The sequence below is a fragment of the Niabella sp. ZPM-14 genome, assembly GCF_055693045.2.
Window position 1 is genome coordinate 4,318,198 of sequence record NZ_CM181148.1, and the last position, 18,156, is coordinate 4,336,353.

Sequence of the window (18,156 nt, forward strand, 5' to 3'; positions counted from 1 at the left end):
TTTATATCATGACAAAAGCAACCCACGCTTTACTGCTTGTTTGTATCCATCTGGTCTATGCGGGCGCACATGCACAAGATCCGCTATCAAAAGTTTTAAAAGACGAGCTATACCGGGAGTTTAAGCAATTGAAAGCGGCTGATCCCAATGTCTACTACATGAGCTATCGCGTAGATGATATCATGTCGTACCAGGTGAAAGCCAGTTTTGGTGTGATCCATTCCATCGACTCCAATCATGTACGGGTCTTCACGCCTTCCGTCCGGGTAGGCACGTACCAGTTTGATAATACCCACAATGTTCAGTTTAGCGGCGCTTCGGGCATCGTACCCGTTGTAAACAGCCCAGATCTGGTGCGGTTGGCTCTTTGGAAAAATACCGACCTGGCCTACAAAAATGCGGCCCAGATGTACGAGCAACTGCTTACCAACAAGAAAGTGCGGGTAGCCGAGGAAGACACGGCGGCCGACTTTTCCATCGCCAAAAAAGAAGTATATCATGATCCTGCTCCCGATTATGCACAACTTCGTCCCGATCTCGACGAGGTGGCAAAGACCTTAAAATTATACACCGCTATCTTCAAGGACAACCCGGACCTGATGTCGGGTGGCGCCAATTTCGAATTCAAGATCACGCGTAAATATTTCGTCGATACAGATGGGTCTGACATTGCAGAGAATGCCACGGAGACCTGGCAAAGCATTTACGGAAACACCAAGGCAGACGATGGAATGGAGTTGCCTTTATACAAGCTCTATTTTGCTTATCAACCGGATCAATTACCCGCCAGGGATAGTATTGTAGCGGATACGCGCACTATGAGCAGCAAACTGAGCGCTTTGAGAAAGTCACCGCTCGCCGATCCGTTTGTAGGACCAGCGATACTTTCCGGCCGGGCAGCCGGGGTCTTTTTTCACGAGATCTTTGGTCACCGGCTGGAAGGAAAGAGAATGAAGAATGAGTTTGACGGACAAACCTTCAAAAATAAAATCGGAACGGAGGTACTGCCCGAATTTCTGAGCATATCCATGGATCCCACCACCAAAAATGTGGCGGGCGCTGAGGTAAACGGTTTTTACCGGTTTGATGACGAAGGCGTGGCTGCGCAAAAGGTCGATGTCGTAGAAAAAGGAATTCTGAGAAACTTTTTGATGACCCGCACGCCCATCAATGGTGTCAGCGGCAGTAACGGGCACGCGCGAACCGCGCCGGGCGGTGTGCCCGAAAGCCGGCAAAGCAATCTTGTGGTTTCAGGGAATAGCGACCTGTCTTTTGCCGATCTGCGAAATATGCTGATTGCCGAATGTAAGAAGCAGGGAAAGCCTTATGGCTACTTGTTCCAGGACGTGCAGGGCGGATTCACTAATGTGGGGCGCACGACCCCCAATGCATTCAACGTGCTGCCGACAGAAGTGTATAAAATATATGCAGACAATCGCCCTGACGAGCTCGTTCGCGGCGTTGACCTGATCGGTACGCCGTTATCCATGTTCAAGCATATTGCCGCTTGCAGCAACCAGATGGAAACGTTCAACGGTATGTGTGGCTCGGGGTCAGGCTGGGTGCCGGTTTCAGCTTCTTCGCCTGCCATATTTGTAGATGTGATCGAGACACAGAAAAAAAGCAAATCTTCAGAACGTCTCCCGGTATTGCCAAGACCAGACCTGGACAAATAGCTTTCCTAATCATCACTCTTGCGACAGGGTGATAAGAACCACTTAAAAAGTCAACGGATGAAGTGTAGAATCCTTTTCATAGCCCTGTTTATCGCAGGAGCTTGTCTGCCGGTAGCCGCTCAGGATCTGAAGGACAATTTTTATGTTTCAGTGCTGAAGCAGGAATTGCAGCGAAACATGGACCGTCTGCATCTGCCGGATCTTGAGAAGCCTTTTTTCATTGCGTATTACCTGCGCAATCAATATACTTTTAGTCTGAACAGCGAGCGGGGAGAGATTACCAGCGACGTCACTTCACCTGTGAATAACAAGTCGGTAGCGGTAAAGCTGAGGGTGGGAGATTACCACCGCAATTTCGATTACATGATGTACGACGGATACTTTGCAGAGCTGCCGCAGGAGGCAGATGCTGATGAATACCGGAGAGTGTTGTGGCTGGAAACCGATCGTGCCTATAAGAACAACGCAAGGCAGTACAATGGCTTTATGTCATCATTAAAGCGGGTCAATGTTGACGAAAAAGAGCTGGCGCTGGACGATCTGGCGAAAGTGCCCGTAGTGGTCAAAGATTTTGGAGCCGTAGAAATGATCCGCGTTGATCCGGCGGGCTGGGAGAAAAAGTTAGCAGCACTTTCCGCATTATTCAAAGGCCATCCGGCCATCACCCATTCTTATTGCCGTCTCACGGCCGCCAGCTATGAAGACTACCTGGTCAGCAGTGAAGGAGCCATCGTCAGGAAACCAGGCAGCGCCGTAACCTTTATGGTCTATGGAGCCACGGCCGACGATGAAGGAAATAATTATAACAGCGACTACAGCATTACCGTAAAGAACTTCAATGAGCTTCCTTCTTTCGAAATCCTTCAGAAAGAAGTGGAGAAAGTGATCGCCAGGATCAAAGAGAAAGAACAGGCAAAAGCCTTTGAAGGCTCATACATGGGACCGGTCCTCTTCACCGATGGGGCAGTGACCGATCTAGTCTACCAGTGTTTTGCCAAGCCGGTGCAGGCGACCCGCAAATCGATATTAGGCTATAATTCAGGTGAGACGGATTATGAAGAAAAACTGGGCCAGAAACTGGTGTCCGCCGATCTGACATTGACGGCGATTCCATCGCTCAAAAGCTTTAAAGGACGCAGCACGACGGGTTATTATCCTATCGATGATGAAGGCGTGGTCCCTCCGGATTCCCTGGTACTGGTTAAAAACGGTATTTTAAAATCGCTGCTCAACGGAAGAACGCCCACGCGGCGCTTTCCGCAATCACAGGGCTTTGCGCAGTCATCAATGGGACGCGGTTACAGTGCGGGCGTGATGCAACTGACTTCTGATGCACAAACGCCGTCCGATTCAATGACAGCGCGGCTGTTGCAGGTCGCCAAAGACGAAGGGCTGCCCTCCGCGTACATCGTTAAGAACCTTTCTTTCAGTGCGCCTGAAATTTACAAGATAGAGGTGGCTACCGGCAAAGTAGAAATGGTGAATGCCTGCAAAATAACCCCGCTTAATCTGAAATCTTTAAGACGGTTTGTCACGGCTTCAAATGTCCTGAAATTAGAAAACTCAATGGACCTGAGCATTATCGCGCCGGAGAGCCTGATCATTAACGAGGTGGAAATCGAGAAGAACGAGATGACGTCCAAACCCAAGCCGATCATCGTCTCCAACCCATTGCTGGACCCGCCCGCGTCAACTATGAAAAGTACTAAAAAGAAAAAGAGCCGTTAAATGAATTAACGGCCCTGAGGGTGCGTGACAATTTCATAGATGGTAAGGGAGAGACCTGTGCCTGCGATCCCCTGTGAAACGGCCTGGTTGGTGGCTTTCACAAGCACTTATGATTCCGCTAAATCTTTTCGGTTCCTCTCGATTCTTTATCCATTCGCTGGATATCTTTCAACCTGTCGGCAGCAATCGGATTGATATAATCCCAGAAAGCCGCTACACATACAATTTTCCACTGCCCGTCCACTCTTTCCATGACCCGTACTTCCTTACTGTGATGAAAGTTGTCACCTGCTTTATTGCTGTTGAACTGATCCCAGGTAAGGTAACAGGCATCCGGTCCGTAGAATTTGTACTTGATGTTTTTTCTTTCTACAGTAGGATGACTGCTCGATTGCGGTTCGGGATTGTCGTGGATATATTTTCCTACGGTATTGTCAATGCCATTCCAGCCAACGCTGGCGTCAAACGTGCCATCCCGATTGCTCCAGGCCTGGAAAGCGTAATCGGTTTGCGCGTAAGTTGATTTCCATGCTTCATAATCCCTGGCGAAGAAAGAAGCGGTTTCCTTTTCAATCGTTTCAAGGATTGCGTCTTTATCAGCCTGCCGGTCGACCGGTTCCGGATTGGCATTCGATGACTGGCATCCAAAGAAAGCAATGGTGGCATATAAGAGGAAGAGATGGACATAGAGCGGGAACAAACGGCGCTTTTTCAGTCTCAGGTTCTTGCTGTTGCAGCAATAATCGTCTGGCGAAGCACCCCCCATTGAAGTGTTAAATGAAGACTGGTACATAATGTTAAGTTTTAAAGGTGAAAACTTGCCATTCCTTCTCAGTATCGTTAGACAACGGGCCACCAGGAGTAGCGGCCACCTTTTGCATTGCTAATTTAACATTTTTTTTTAATCTGTCCTAATCAGGTTAAGCGGCAAAGTCATATATTTTTTGAGAAGCGATGTGTATCGGAAGGTAAAATGTTACGATCACCATGACGCTTCGGTAATGATGATTGCCGGCTGTGCAGGTTTGTATCGCTGCTGATGTTACTGCGCAGGCGAGGTTCGCCGATTTATTGATGAACTTTACCGAATAAGTACTGTATATCTCTTTTAACCAGCATTTATTCTATAAATTTGTTATCGGACATTCATTAAAATACAGTATACCCTTCCTAAGCCGTTGGCCTGAATGAGCTCCGGTAGGATGGGGACCGATCACCGGTAAATGCTGTCATTTAAAAAACGTTTAAAACAAACTCAAATGAAAGGAATTGGTTTAATTCTGCTTATTGCATTAATTGTTGTAGGTTTTATGGGCTGTAAAGGATATAACAGCCTGGTGAAGGAAGACGAGGTAGTAAAAAACGCCTGGGCCAATGTACAAGCTGACTACCAGAAGCGTAACGACCTGGTAGGAAATCTCGTGAACACAGTGAAAGGTGCTGCCAAGTTTGAGCAGGAAACACTTACCAAAGTGATCGAGGCAAGGTCCAAAGCCACTTCAGTCAATATTTCTGCGGATCAATTAACTCCTGAAAACATTCAGCAATTTCAGGCCGCGCAAGGGCAGGTAAGCAGCGCGCTCAGCCGGTTACTCGCGGTGGTAGAAAGCTATCCTGATCTGAAAGCCAATCAAAATTTCTTACAACTGCAAGGTCAGTTGGAGGGAATTGAGAATGAGATACGATCGTCGCGCAACAATTATAACAGTGCGGTCAACAGTTACAATACCAAGGTAAGATCTTTCCCTATGAATATACTGGGGGGGATGTTTGGTTTCAAAGCCAAAGAGCCATTCAAAGCAGATCCCGGAGCCGAGACAGCACCCAAAGTTGAATTTTAATTGATACCCAAGGATGCAGCAAAAGCACTTGATCAAATACGTTGCCGGGGTCGCCATACTCTTAGGGCTTTATACCGCTGTGGCGTATAACTCTTTAATAAAAAAAGAAGAGCAACTAGAGGAGCAGTGGGCCAACGTTCAGAGCGCGTACCAGCGCCGGCTGGAACTAACCCCCAACCTGGTAAACATCGTAAAAGGGATGGCTGATTTTGAGCAGGAGACATTCGTGCAGGTCGCACAGGCGAGAAGCAATGCTTCTGCTGCGGGTTCAGGCCAGATTGATGCCGCCAGTTATCAAAAGCAGTCCGGGCTCCAGGACACCCTGGCTGCAGCCTCCAATCGCCTGATAGCCGTCATCGAAAAATACCCCGTGTTGAGAGGTACTGAGGCTTTTCGCGGGTTACAGACGCAACTGGCAGGAAACGAAAGGAGAATAAAAGTAGCCCGTGTCGACTTCAATGAAGCCGTAAAGGATTACAATGAGGCGGTGCGCAGCTTTCCGAAAAGCCTTGTGGCAAAAGCTTTCGGCTTTGATGTAAAAGAAGGCTTTACCGCAGCCGAAGGCGCATCCAATAATGTTGAAATAAAATTTTAATCACGTGGCATTTTCATTGTTTGGTAAACGCAAATCTGAATTTCTTACAGAAGAAGAAAAGCAACAGGTGGTGCAGGCGATCCGCGACGCTGAAAGCCGCACCAGCGGCGAGATCCGCATTTACATGGAAAGTCATTGTAAATACGTGGACCCTGTAGAGCGGGCGTCCGAGGTTTTTTATAGTTTAAAAATGAATGAAACCAAAGAGCGGAACGGAGTGCTGCTGTATATTGCTGTTAAAGACCACCAGCTGGCCATTTTTGGCGACGAAGGTATTTACAACAAGACAGGAAAAGCGTATTGGAATGAACTCGTGAGTCATATTCTAAGCGAATTCAACCGCCATCATTTTGCGCAAGGCATTTGCCAATACATTTATGAAATAGGAGAGGGACTGCATTCCTTTTTCCCCTACGACAGGGCTACTGATCATAATGAGTTACCGGACGAGATCGTTTTTGGAAAATAATAATCAGTGAACCGCTTTATCTTTTTGATAATCCGCTTCACGTTGAAAACAGGCCACGCTTGTACGTAATGCAACGTGTGCCGGTGATATAGTATCGATGAAAAAATATCTAGCACTTCTAATACTGTTCGTTTCCTTTTTTGCCAATGCGCAGATTGAAGAGGCCGTTCCCGCGCCTCCCAGTCCGCCGAAGTTGGTAAATGACTTCACGGGCAACCGGTTTCTTACTACCGAGCAGCAGGCGGAGCTGGAAAAGAAACTGGTCGCCTACGACGATACCACTTCCAACCAGATAGCGATCGTTATTGTCGACGACCTGAAAGGCTACTCGCGTGATGAATTTGCGATCGCGCTGGGCCGCAAATGGGGCGTGGGCGGACAAAAGGAATTCAGTAACGGGATCGTGATCCTGGTAAATACCGGTGAGAAGGGCGGCGAGCGCGGCGTGTTTATCGCAACGGGTTATGGCCTGGAAGGCGTCATTCCCGACCTGGTCGCCGACCAGATCATACAGACCGCCTTGCTGCCCAATTTCAGGCAAGGCAATAACTACCGGGGGCTGGATCAGGCGACAACCGATATCATCGAAGCGGCTGCCGGAAGATACAGCGCGCCGGAGGGATACCGGCAGGAGCGGGGCCGCGGTAAAGTTTCAGGCTTACTATTTGCCGGACTGGTGATCATTGTCATCCTCATCATTATCAGTCGCCGGGGCGGCGGTGGCGGTGGCTATATGTCCAGGCGCGGGTATCGCGGCGGTGGCTGGGCAGGCCCGGTTATTTTCCCGGGCGGGTGGTCTGGCGGTGGTAGCAGCGGTGGAGGCGGCTTCGGAGGGTTCGGCGGCGGCAGCTTTGGCGGCGGTGGCGCCGGCGGCAGTTGGTAAAAATCTGCTTATAATTCGTTAATCTTAAATTTACTGGGCTATACTGTCAACTATTGGCTAAATTTGCCTGCAAGAAAAATCACATACGTTCATGAACAGGCACTTTCTACTATCGGCTTTATTTATTTGCATCGCTTCATTATCATTAGCGCAGAACTACCAGGTACAATCCAAGTATTTTGTATACCTGCAAACGGAACCGGCGCAGCCTTTTTATATCAAGATCAACGGGCAGCAAATCAGTGCCAATGCATCCGGTTATCTGATTTTACCGCAGCTGAAGGATGGTAATTATAAACTTACCGTGGGTTTCCCGGACAACAAGACCGAAGAGCAAAGATTCGATTTCAGGATCGATTCAAAAGATAAAGGATACCTGATCAAAGATTATGGCGCCGACGGATGGGGCCTGTTTGACCTTCAAACGATGGTGGTGCAAAAAGCGCTGAAGGGCGGAGGCAATGAAGAAGTAGTAGCGAAGCAGCAGCCTGAGCCACCAAAAGAAACCCCAGGAGAAGCTCCGAAGGAAACGCCGAAAGAAGAAACAGCTGTCGCGGCTGAAAATGTATCTGACTTCACAAAAGTATTGTCCCAGGCCGCCAATGACCCAACGCTTCTTGAAAAGCCTAAGCCAGCTCCGGTAGAAGAAAAGCCGGTGGAAGAAGCAGCCGCTGTAGCACAAGCTCCTCAGAGCGCTGACAACAACCCCACAGTTATAGAAGAGAGCCCGGCTCCTCAAAATAATCCGACAGTTAGCACAGGCGCCGGCAATGGCGTAACCATCGTGTATGATGAAAGAAGTGAATCCGGACAGGTAGATCCGATCACCATATTTATTCCGGCTCCTAAAGCCTCTTCAGCGCCGGTGAAAGAAGATCCTCCTGCCGTGACAGAAGAAAGCACACCGCCACCGGCAGCTACCGAAGGTCAGGCCGCGGCTTCCCAGGGAGAGAGCGGCGACGCAGGTTTTACGGTGGAAGAAAAAGAGCCGTTGCCTCAGAATGAAGCGGTAGCCGCACCTGCAAAGGAAGCGGTTGCGAATACCAATGATGCCTGCAAAGCTGTGGCAGATGACAACGATTTTCTGAAATTACGCCGTACGATGGCGTCAGAAGGAAACGACGATCAGATGATCTCTGAAGCGCAAAAAGCCTTCAAGTCTAAATGTTATACGACCGCCCAGATAAAATACCTGAGCAGTATGTTTCTTTCCAATGCCGGCAAATACAACTTCTTTGCGGCGGCTTATCCGCATGTAGCTGACAGGGAAAATTTTGCGTCGCTGGAATCTGAAATACGAGACAACAGTTACAAGAGTAAATTCAAAGGCCTGGTTCAATAATCCCGTTCGGTTTTTGAACAGCGCGTGCCTTACACAGGCACCGGATTGGTAACCCTAAAATCGTTATATCCCTTGCGTTATTTTTTAGAAGTGGCTTACAAAGGAACCCGCTTCAGCGGTTTCCAGGTGCAGCACAATGCGCTGACGGTTCAGGGTGAAATAGAAAAAGCCTTTCATACCCTACTGAAAGAAGAGGTAACATTAACGGGATCTTCACGGACAGATGCCGGCGTTCATGCGCTTCAGAACTTTTTTCATTTTGACCGCACAACTCCTTTTGAACAGAAATGGATCTACAACCTTAATGCAATCCTGCCCGGAGATATTGTTATCAAAAGTGTTCGGGAAGTGGCCGCAGATGCCCATTGCCGCTTCGATGCTTTGAGCCGCACCTATCACTACCATGTATACCAATACAAAAATCCCTTCATTGCTGACAGGGCTTATTATTTCCCCTATACATTAGATATCGACCAATTGAACAACGCTGCATCCCTGATCCAGACCTACACAGACTTTACCTCGTTTTCGAAGCGGAATACGCAGGTGAAAACTTTTAACTGCACCATTTTAAAAAGTCAGTGGATCGAAAAAGAGGATCAGCTGATCTATGAAGTTACTGCGAACCGTTTCTTAAGAGGTATGGTACGTGCGCTTACTGCTACGATGTTAAAAGTTGGCAGAGGCACTATGTCCCCGGACGAGCTGAAGGCCATCCTTGATGCCAAAGACAGTGGTAGCGCCTTCTTCGACACGCCTGCTCACGGTTTGACATTGGTGCGGGTGAGTTATCCATGAGGCTAAGCCCGGGCGGTTTCGCGCGAAGCGAGGCACGCTTTGAATACATTTACTTTATATATACAGGTACTCAATGCTGTCATGCAGTGACGGCACGTGGTCTATATCACTATTGCTATTCATGTTTAAATAGCAAATTTAATTTTCAAAAAAGAATACGATGTCTCGTCTCAGATCTGATTGCAAGAAAACCGGTGATGAGATGATTGCTTTTGTACCATGTGGTGTTTCAAGTATTATAATGCAAAATCGTGAGTGTTCTGATTTTATGGTTTACACTATTTTATTCGGCTGTGAAACTATTTTACCATTGGTGTTAAGATAGTGTAAATATTGGTATAAATCGTTGTTGGAAAGGGCTTGATCTCATAGGTATTTTAGATCGATAAAATCAGTTTATGAGATATCTGCTTTTGCTTGCTATTATTTTGAGCTGCTCCCATCTATCTGCTCAAAACAAAAAAATTATAACGGGAGTTGTAAAAGACACCAGTGAGCAGTTACTTTCAGGAGTAACCGTTCAGTTGAAAAATTCTCCGATCGTTACCATTACCGACTCTTCCGGACATTTCAGTATTGAAGCCCAAAACACAGCTACCGATGTCCTGCAGATCAGTTATGTCGGTTATCAACCCATTGAAAAGAAAGTTGATCCTGACCGGGAAATGATCATTTATATGGTGAGGGAAGCTAAAGAAGGCGATGAAGTCGTGGTGGTGGCCTTTGGTACACAAAAGAAAACGACGATGGTAGGGTCCGTTACCAGCATCAGTCCCCGGGAGTTGAAAGGTCCGACGAGTAATCTTACCAATATGCTGGCCGGCCGGATAGCGGGGGTCATCGCTTTTCAACGAAGCGGTGAGCCGGGTCAGGACAACGCGAATTTTTTCATTCGCGGTTTGGGAAACTTTGGATCGGGCCAACGAAGCCCTTTGATTTATATTGATGGAATTGAAAGCAGCAACACGGATCTGGCCCGTTTGCAACCGGACAACATCGAGAATTTTTCAGTTTTAAAAGATGCCAATGCCACCGCTTTATATGGCGCAAGGGGAGCTATTGGTGTCATGCTGATAACAACCAAACAAGGTGTATCGGGTCAAACTAAATTTAACTTTCGCATCGAAAACCGGCTATCCGGAAATACGAAGCTGTATAAGCTGGCCGATAATGTCACTTACATGAAGCTGGCTAATGAAGCGGTGACAACCCGCAGTGCTTCAGATCCTACGCCTTACGATCCGGGTAAAATAGACCGCACTGCCAACGGCGATGATCCTATTTTATATCCAAGCAACGACTGGATGAAGCTTTTGGTAAAAGATTATACCAGGAACACATCAGCCAATTTCGATATCAGCGGTGGTACTGAAAAGGCAAGGTTTTATGTATCGATGACCTACGATGACAACAACGGGCTTATGCGCGAACAAGAGCTCAATGATTTCAAAAGTAATATCAGTCTAAAGTCTTATACGATCTTGTCCAACGTAAACCTGAAGCTTACGAATACCACAGACGCATTGGTAAGCGTACGCGGGCGGTTTGATGACTATACCGGCCCGGTTGGAGGCGGTGCAGCGATATTTACAATGGCTTCCACGGCTAACCCCGTTGCTTATCCGGCCGTATATCCGCAAAGCTACCTGCCCTACATAAAGCATCCTCTTTTTGGAAATGCTTTCGTACCAGGTCTTGGCAGTGCTTTATACGTTAACCCTTATGCAAAAGCGGTTTCGGGTTATCAGGAAACGAATCAGTCCATTGTTACTCCACAGATAACAGTCAGTCAAAATCTGAAAGCTGTCACAAAAGGATTAAAAGCGCAGGTAATGGTATTTACGACAAGAGAGGCCTATTTCGCCGTGTCAAGACAATATAATCCCTTCTATTATCAGGCATATCATACCGGAGGCCAAACATCATTACTGCTGCTTAACGAAGTGCGGAACGGATCGCAGATCGGCGTCGCCCCTACAGAGTATCTTAATTATAACCCTGGTGAAAAGAAAGTAAGTACCGTGATGCATGGCCAGGGTACTATCGATTACCTGAGAGTATTTGGAAAACATTCGGTGGGCGCCAACCTCGTCACGTTGATCAGGTCGTCCGTTTCAGGGAATGCAGAAACGTTGCAAAAGTCTTTGCCTGCCCGTAACATAACTTATGCAGGCCGCGCCACCTATGGCTTTGATAACAGGTATTCTTTCGAGTTTAACTTCGGATACAATGCATCAGAGCGATTCTCAAAAAATAATCGTTGGGGATTCTTTCCCTCTATTGGAGGTGGATGGGTGGTCTCGAATGAAAAATTTTTCGAACCTCTACTCAATACGATTTCAAACTTTAAGCTAAGGGCTACATATGGAAAATCAGGTACCGATGCTATCGGCAGGGCAGACGAGCGCTTTTTCTATTTGTCCGAAATATCGTTTGATGGCGCAGGTTATGTATTCGGAGAAAATTTCGACTATCGAATACCTAAGGTTAGCACTTTAAGATATGCCAATGAACAGATAACCTGGGAGGAGAGCTCGCAAGCCAATTTAGGATTAGAAATGACCTTGTTTAAGAATCTGGGTATAGTTGTAGATGCATATAATCGGAAAGTTGAAAATATACTTCTAAACAGAAACGCCAGCGTGCCTACTACTTTAGGTTTGCAGGCATCAGTAGTGGCAAATACAGGACGTACCGACGTAAGGGGGCTGGAAGTAGCGTTAACTTACAATGCCACATTAAATAAAAACTTCAGCCTTACTTCCCGCGCCAATTTTACCTACAACAAAAATAAAGTGGTTCAGACGGAAGAGCCGGTTTATCCCAATAATATCGGCTACTTACAGCAGGCTGGCAATTCGAGCGATCAACTATACGGCTTAATTGCAGAGCGCTTGTTTACAGACGAAGTAGAAGTGAACAACTCTCCTCAACAGGGCTTTGGCCAGTATATGGCAGGAGATATAAAATATCGCGACCTGAATAATGATGGCAAGATCACCAACCTGGATATTGCGCCTATCGGCTGGCCCGAAGTACCGGAAATTACATATGGTTTTGGCGGCACTTTATTTTATAAAAGTCTGCTTGATTTTAGCTTCTTTTTACAAGGTTCTGCCAGATCCTCATTCTTTATTAATTCAGGTTCTTCTTTAGATGGAAGCTCAAATGTTAAAGGTATTGCACCCTTTATTACTCATGGAGGCCCGGCTGCTGTGCAACAGACCGGCTTATTGGATATCATAGCGCAGGATCACTGGTCGGAAGACAACAGAAATCCCTACGCCTTTTGGCCAAGATTAAGCAGCACTATCAATAATAACAATGCGCAGGCTTCAACCTGGTGGCTTCAGAATGGAAATTTTTTACGCATCAAGCAGGTAGATATCGGGTTTAATCCTGACATTAAACTCATTGGCAAGTGGAATCTGTCTATGGCGCGCATTTACTTAAGCGCACAAAACCTTTTCACTTTCAGCAGCTTTAAGCTTTGGGATGTGGAAATGGCTGGCAACGGCCTCGGTTACCCGTTGCAAAGAGTGTATAGCTTAGGTATACGAATCGGTTTTTAACCTTTAAGTTTTATAAAATAATTGAAATGAAACCAATAATAAATAAGACAACAAGAAGGCTAATGTATTTCCCAGTCATTCTTTTACTGACGCTGCCTTCCTGCAAAAAGTTTTTAGACATTGTCCCCGATAATGTGGCTACGATTGATAATGCTTTTACATTAAGACAGGAGGCAGAAAAATACCTGGCCACCTGCTATTCCTATTTGCCCGATGAAGGCAGCACTGTGACCAATCCTGCATTTTTAGGTGGGGATGAAATGACTACTAATCTTACAAGTCGTTATGATGAATATGTCAATAATCTGCCCCGCGGTAACCAGAATGTAACATCCCCCTTTTTTAATTATTGGGACGGCAGCTCAGGCCGCGTGGCTTCCATGTTCCGGGGTATAAGAGATTGTAATGTGTTTATTGAAAACATGAGTGATTTGAGTAAGGTACCGGATATAGGACTGGACGAGCGAAACCGGTGGATCGGCGAGGCTATGTTCTTAAAAGCTTACTATCATTTTTTATTGTTACGTGCTTATGGCCCCATTCCTATAACCGATGTCAATATCCCGATTGACGCACCGGTGGAACAGTTCAGGGTAAAAAGGAACCCGGTAGATGAAGTGGTAAATTACCTGTCCGTATTATACGATTCTGCTGCTGCACGGCTGCCCGACGTGGTGTTGGACAGGATATTTGAATTGGGAAGGGTAACCCGCCCCGCGGCTCTGGCTATGAAAGCGAAAATGCTGGTATTGGCCGCAAGCCCGCTATTTAATGGAAACAATGATTATGTAAATTTTAAAGATAAAGAGGGAAGGTTACTAGTGAATACCACTTTTGATATCAACAAGTGGAAACGGGCCGCTGATGCGTGCAAAACTGCGATAGACGCTTGCGAAGCAGCAGGAATCATTTTACACACTTATCCGCCGCCTATTTACAAACTATCAGACACAACCCTAACACAGCTGAGTCTCAGAAACGCCGTAACCGATGATGAGTGGAGCAACGAATTGATATGGGGATCGTCGATAGCTAATACTACTTTACTGCAGGGCAGGGTTGCAGCCCATTTTGACCCGCGGTATGGAGCCAGCACAGGCATTAATACAGACCAGGGTGCTACTTATAAAGTCACTCAGTTCTTTTATACGAAAAACGGCGTACCCATTACAGAAGATAAAACACTGAACTATAATGCTCCGGCCGAATTAAGAACTGCGACATCGGATGAACGATATAATATCAAGCAGGGTTATGTAACAGCCAGGATCAATTATGACAGGGAAAACAGGTACTATGCCTTTTTAGGATTCGACGGAGGTATTTGGTATATGCCAAGCGCCTTGTCTGACCAAACGACGTTGCGTCTGGAAGTGCGGGCAGGCGGCGTCAGCACTGGAACGATTATGACCCAGACCGGCTTGTTTGCTAAAAAGCTCATCAATCTGAAGTTTGTGTATGGAGCCAGTAATGCAATAACCAATGTCAAGTATCCCTGGCCCACGATGCGGCTTGCAGATCTTTATCTGCTGTATGCAGAAGCTTTGAATGAAAGCGAGGGCCCGGTAGCTGATGTCTTTACGTATTTGGATCGCATCCGGCAACGGGCCGGCCTGATGGGTATCAGAGCTTCCTGGGATAATTACTCGAACAATCCATCCAAATACAGCACCAAAGAGGGGATGAGGAGTATTATCAGGCAAGAGCGCTCAATCGAACTTTGTTTTGAAGGCAGCCGCTTCTGGGATGTAAGGCGCTGGAAAACTGCCGCCGTGGAGCTCAGCGGTAACGTTCAGGGTTGGGATGTGAACCAGTCGCCGCCGGCGCTGTATTATCGCCTCTTAACCTTTAACACTCAAAAATTCGTAGCCCCGAGAGACTACCTGTGGCCTATTGCTGAAAAAAATCTTTTGGTAAACGATAACCTGGTTCAAAATCCCGGCTGGTAAAAATTATATTTTATATAAAACTTGCTTATATGAACACAAAACATTTTTTAATCATAAGCCTCTGTTGCTTGCTGGCATTTACGCAATGCCGCCAGGAAGCCATCAACGTTCCCGTGGAAAGTGGTGGCGCCAAACCGGCTACGGTATCAAACATCCGGGTGGTAGACAACACCAACGGAAGATCAACGATCACTTATACACTTCCTTCCGCAGAAGACTTGTTGTATGTAAAAGCCGTTTACGAAATACGGCCGGGAGTAAAAAGAGAGGTGCTCACTTCCTACTATACCAACACGATGACGCTTGATGGATTTTCCAAAGCCGGTGCTTACGAGGTAAAGCTGTATGCCATTACCAGGGGCCAGGTCTCTTCTGATGCCGCTTCTGTCACGGTCAATCCTTTAGAATCACCAATAAATATCTCTTTTAAAAATCTGCAGATACAGCCGGGTTTTGGTGGGCCTAATATTAAAACGAACAATGCATCAAGAGATCCCATTGTAATTGTGCCTTTAGTGGACACCATCGGCAACGGCAACTATTACATTCTTGATAAGATTCATACGCAACGTGATAACATCAATGTAACGATCAGGGGATTGCAGGACAAGCCAACAAAATTTGCGTTTTATATCACGGACAAATATGGCAACACCAGTGATACGCTTTATCAGGAGATCACTCCCTTCTCCGAAATAAAGCTGGATAAAGCCAAATTCTCAGCGTTTGCACTGCCGGGAAATGCGCAGTTGATGTACACTAATCAGGGAGTAAGATATGAATTGCTGTGGGATAATAACTATAGTACCAAGCCGCGCTGGCCTACGTTCTATACGCTCACGAGTGATTTGAATCCCCAGACGATTACCTGGAGCATTGGCGTTACGACCACTTTAAGCAGGATCGTTATTTATGGAAGACCGGAACAGCCCGACAGATTTTATGAGCAGGGAAACCTCAGAGATTTTGAAGTGTGGGGATCAGCCAATCCCAACCCTGACGGCAGCTACGACGGCAGCTGGATAAAGCTGGCCACTAAGTCTATTGTACGGCCTTCAGGTCTCTCTCCCGGTACGCCTTCCACTGCCGAAGATATTGCTTACGCGACCGCCGGTTGGGAAGTGGAGTTTGATCCTGGTCTGCCCGCGGTAAAATATTTACGCATCAGAAGTCTTCGCAACTGGCAAAATACAACCTGGATGACGATGCACCAGATAGATGTGTTTGGAAGTAAATAAAATCGGTTTGCGATGGCTGGTGATGCATGTAAAAACATAAGTGAAACGGACGTTGCAACCGCTGTACAATAGATATCATATTCTGAAATCAGAATTAAAATAAGACAATGGAAAAATTTTTAAAAATAGGATTAGCTGTATGTTTAGCGATATCGGCTATATCCTGCGAAAAGATGGACGCATATAAAGACAGGTTTCAGAAGGGTAAGGAAATTTCTTATCCCGGTATACTCGATTCTGTAAAATTGGGTGCGGGCCGGAACCGGGTGTTGTTAACGGGTTTATTCACCTCAGATCCTAAAATCAAAGGCTACACTGTTTATTGGAATGGGGGATTAGACTCTTTAACGCGCAACATTGTAAGAACATCAGGGGTCGATACCGTGCGGGAACTTATTGGCGATTTGCCGGAAGGCAACAGCAGCTTTCAGATCCGCTCTTTTGATCATGCAGGAAACATATCCGTTCCGGTAAACATAAGCGGCAATGTTTATGGCGCCAATTATCAGGAGGGTATTACCAATCGCGGATACACTTTTTCAAAAGACCCCGGCACGGGACTGATCACGATCAACTGGATTGAAGCCGGGGCCACCCTGGTCGGAACGGAAGCAAAATATATCGACCAGTCTGGTTCGGAAATGCGGTTATGGATTACAAACCGTGATAAGCTGGCAACTACGATATCTGATCTGAAACCCGGAGAGAATATCCTGGTACGATCCTATTATTTACCTGAACCAACGGCTATCGATACGTTTTTGGTTGTAAAAGCAGATACACTGCAGATCCCGTTTTATCATGCTCCGTTTACTACCAGTACGGTGGTGTCGGCCAGCTCGCCGGCCCAGGAAGGCTCGTTGGCTAATTTACTGGACAATAACCCCGTTACTTACTATGCTTCCAGGTATTCGTCTCCCACGCCGGAACAGACCTATCCTTTTACTTTTGTTTTCAGCACGGGCGAGAACAGTGCTCAGGTAAGGGGGATGTACTTTTATTCCCGTCAAAACTCCAGGGCGGGCGATGCTAAGGACATAGAAATATATACCAGCGATGATAATGTCAATTATATCAGCCAGGGTAAAACCAGCTTACCTAGCAGCCCGAACCTCTTCGAATATTTATTTCCCGGGGGAGCGGTAACAACCAGGTATGTGAAGGTCATAATAAGGAATGGCCATACAGCGAACGCTTATGTCGTGTTTGGCGAGATGAACTTGTTGAAGAACGAAAAGCGATAACAGGAACTATTCAAATTATCAAAGTTGCGGGGAGCCGGTGAGCGCTGGATGAAAGACTCTCGCTTTGGTCGAAAGATCAAGGTGTACGTGTTGGTCAAACTCCTGAGATATCATGTGTGTCACCTTTCGCAAACAGAGCGAGATCGCATCATGATCCGCATTCCGGGGTTGAAATGAGAAGGGGAGCGGCCTCCCGCAACAATATCCATGTTACCAGTTGTATTATTAAAACGAGCGAAATAAAAAATTCTAAAAATTTATTGTCATTTGTTTTGCGGTTTGAAATATAGTTCTATATTTGCACCCCGTTAGCGACGAAGCGGCGGTAAGTTCTCTGAAAAAGAAGTAATTAAAGAGGTGAGGTTCAATAAATAATGATGGTTGTTTCAGGTGATCATCCGCTTATTTGCCGGCTTGCAGCGTTGCTGTTCTTTTTGAAAAAAAAGAAAAAAAGTTTGGTTAGTTTTGAAAAAAACGTTGTATCTTTGCCGTCCGATTTTAGAGATCGGCAGTTCTTGTAAAGGTGTTGAAGCGGTAAAATTTTTCGAAAAAGTTTTGAAAAAATTTGGCAGATTCAAAAATAAGTTTACCTTTGCAATCCCAATCGAAAAACGACATCAACTCAGGGTCGTTTAAGTTCTTCAAAAGTTACATAAGGTGATCAAGGCGTGAAGAGACGCTGAAGTGGTTGAGAGCCGCTGGTATCAATAGATTCTGGGTGGTGATAGTTTTCTGTGTGCCTTAAAAGTGGCGTAGTTCTTTAGATACTTTGATAATGACATAAAGGTCTGATGGTTCGTAACCATGTTATCAGCAAATAC

The 18,156-nt window shown here is 46.3% G+C and carries 13 protein-coding genes; 12 read left to right on the plus strand and 1 reads right to left on the minus strand.

The annotated features are described in order from the left end of the window. Nucleotides 1-8 precede the first annotated feature (8 nt). Both ACU37H_RS18405 and ACU37H_RS18410 read left to right on the plus strand, forming a co-directional pair. Nucleotides 9-1,676: a TldD/PmbA family protein gene (locus ACU37H_RS18405; RefSeq protein ID WP_472704334.1), complete on the plus strand. Its 1,668-nt coding sequence runs from the start codon at nucleotides 9-11 to the stop codon at nucleotides 1,674-1,676. Nucleotides 1,677-1,733: 57 nt separating this feature from the next. Continuing rightward, nucleotides 1,734-3,404: a metallopeptidase TldD-related protein gene (locus ACU37H_RS18410; protein ID WP_472704332.1), complete on the plus strand. Its 1,671-nt coding sequence runs from the start codon at nucleotides 1,734-1,736 to the stop codon at nucleotides 3,402-3,404. Between the two features lie 118 nt (nucleotides 3,405-3,522). On the opposite strand, the gene ACU37H_RS18415 is transcribed toward ACU37H_RS18410, so the two are convergent. Continuing rightward, nucleotides 3,523-4,197, minus strand: a complete 675-nt coding sequence (locus ACU37H_RS18415; protein ID WP_472704330.1) for a hypothetical protein — start codon at nucleotides 4,195-4,197, stop codon at nucleotides 3,523-3,525. A 466-nt stretch (nucleotides 4,198-4,663) separates the two neighbouring features. Here ACU37H_RS18415 and ACU37H_RS18420 point away from each other — a divergent pair, with 466 nt between their 5' ends. From ACU37H_RS18420 to ACU37H_RS18465, 10 genes are all read left to right on the plus strand, one after another. Further along, nucleotides 4,664-5,245 (plus strand): LemA family protein, encoded by a 582-nt coding sequence (locus ACU37H_RS18420; RefSeq protein WP_472704328.1) that lies wholly within the window; start codon nucleotides 4,664-4,666, stop codon nucleotides 5,243-5,245. A gap of 13 nt (nucleotides 5,246-5,258) precedes the next feature. Next, nucleotides 5,259-5,840, plus strand: coding sequence for a LemA family protein (locus ACU37H_RS18425; RefSeq protein ID WP_472704326.1), 582 nt, complete (start codon nucleotides 5,259-5,261; stop codon nucleotides 5,838-5,840). A 4-nt stretch (nucleotides 5,841-5,844) separates the two neighbouring features. Next, a complete protein-coding gene (locus ACU37H_RS18430) occupies nucleotides 5,845-6,309 on the plus strand; it encodes a TPM domain-containing protein (protein ID WP_472704324.1) in 465 nt (154 codons plus the stop codon). A 97-nt stretch (nucleotides 6,310-6,406) separates the two neighbouring features. Beyond that, nucleotides 6,407-7,192 (plus strand): TPM domain-containing protein, encoded by a 786-nt coding sequence (locus ACU37H_RS18435; protein ID WP_472704322.1) that lies wholly within the window; start codon nucleotides 6,407-6,409, stop codon nucleotides 7,190-7,192. Nucleotides 7,193-7,283: 91 nt separating this feature from the next. Continuing rightward, entirely contained in the window at nucleotides 7,284-8,534 is a 1,251-nt protein-coding gene (locus ACU37H_RS18440; RefSeq protein WP_472704321.1) for a DUF4476 domain-containing protein, read from the plus strand. Between the two features lie 72 nt (nucleotides 8,535-8,606). Beyond that, complete coding sequence (truA, locus tag ACU37H_RS18445) at nucleotides 8,607-9,332, plus strand: tRNA pseudouridine(38-40) synthase TruA (RefSeq protein ID WP_472704320.1); 726 nt, start codon at nucleotides 8,607-8,609, stop codon at nucleotides 9,330-9,332. A 398-nt stretch (nucleotides 9,333-9,730) separates the two neighbouring features. After that, nucleotides 9,731-12,904, plus strand: coding sequence for a SusC/RagA family TonB-linked outer membrane protein (locus ACU37H_RS18450; RefSeq protein WP_472704318.1), 3,174 nt, complete (start codon nucleotides 9,731-9,733; stop codon nucleotides 12,902-12,904). Nucleotides 12,905-12,930: 26 nt separating this feature from the next. Next, nucleotides 12,931-14,853: a RagB/SusD family nutrient uptake outer membrane protein gene (locus ACU37H_RS18455; RefSeq protein ID WP_472704316.1), complete on the plus strand. Its 1,923-nt coding sequence runs from the start codon at nucleotides 12,931-12,933 to the stop codon at nucleotides 14,851-14,853. A gap of 29 nt (nucleotides 14,854-14,882) precedes the next feature. Further along, nucleotides 14,883-16,091 carry a DUF5000 domain-containing lipoprotein gene (locus ACU37H_RS18460; protein WP_472704315.1) on the plus strand — a complete coding sequence of 403 codons (1,209 nt, stop codon included), beginning with the start codon at nucleotides 14,883-14,885 and terminating at the stop codon, nucleotides 16,089-16,091. A 107-nt stretch (nucleotides 16,092-16,198) separates the two neighbouring features. After that, nucleotides 16,199-17,335 carry a DUF4998 domain-containing protein gene (locus tag ACU37H_RS18465; protein WP_472704313.1) on the plus strand — a complete coding sequence of 379 codons (1,137 nt, stop codon included), beginning with the start codon at nucleotides 16,199-16,201 and terminating at the stop codon, nucleotides 17,333-17,335. Nucleotides 17,336-18,156: the final 821 nt, after the last annotated feature.

Coding starts and splice junctions, on each gene's coding strand:
- ACU37H_RS18405 (WP_472704334.1), top strand. CDS start 9: ATGACAAAAGCAACCCACGCTTTACTGCTTGTTTGTATCCATCTGGTC.
- ACU37H_RS18410 (WP_472704332.1), top strand. CDS start 1,734: ATGAAGTGTAGAATCCTTTTCATAGCCCTGTTTATCGCAGGAGCTTGT.
- ACU37H_RS18415 (WP_472704330.1), bottom strand. CDS start 4,197: ATGTACCAGTCTTCATTTAACACTTCAATGGGGGGTGCTTCGCCAGAC.
- ACU37H_RS18420 (WP_472704328.1), top strand. CDS start 4,664: ATGAAAGGAATTGGTTTAATTCTGCTTATTGCATTAATTGTTGTAGGT.
- ACU37H_RS18425 (WP_472704326.1), top strand. CDS start 5,259: ATGCAGCAAAAGCACTTGATCAAATACGTTGCCGGGGTCGCCATACTC.
- ACU37H_RS18435 (WP_472704322.1), top strand. CDS start 6,407: ATGAAAAAATATCTAGCACTTCTAATACTGTTCGTTTCCTTTTTTGCC.
- ACU37H_RS18440 (WP_472704321.1), top strand. CDS start 7,284: ATGAACAGGCACTTTCTACTATCGGCTTTATTTATTTGCATCGCTTCA.
- ACU37H_RS18450 (WP_472704318.1), top strand. CDS start 9,731: ATGAGATATCTGCTTTTGCTTGCTATTATTTTGAGCTGCTCCCATCTA.
- ACU37H_RS18455 (WP_472704316.1), top strand. CDS start 12,931: ATGAAACCAATAATAAATAAGACAACAAGAAGGCTAATGTATTTCCCA.
- ACU37H_RS18460 (WP_472704315.1), top strand. CDS start 14,883: ATGAACACAAAACATTTTTTAATCATAAGCCTCTGTTGCTTGCTGGCA.
- ACU37H_RS18465 (WP_472704313.1), top strand. CDS start 16,199: ATGGAAAAATTTTTAAAAATAGGATTAGCTGTATGTTTAGCGATATCG.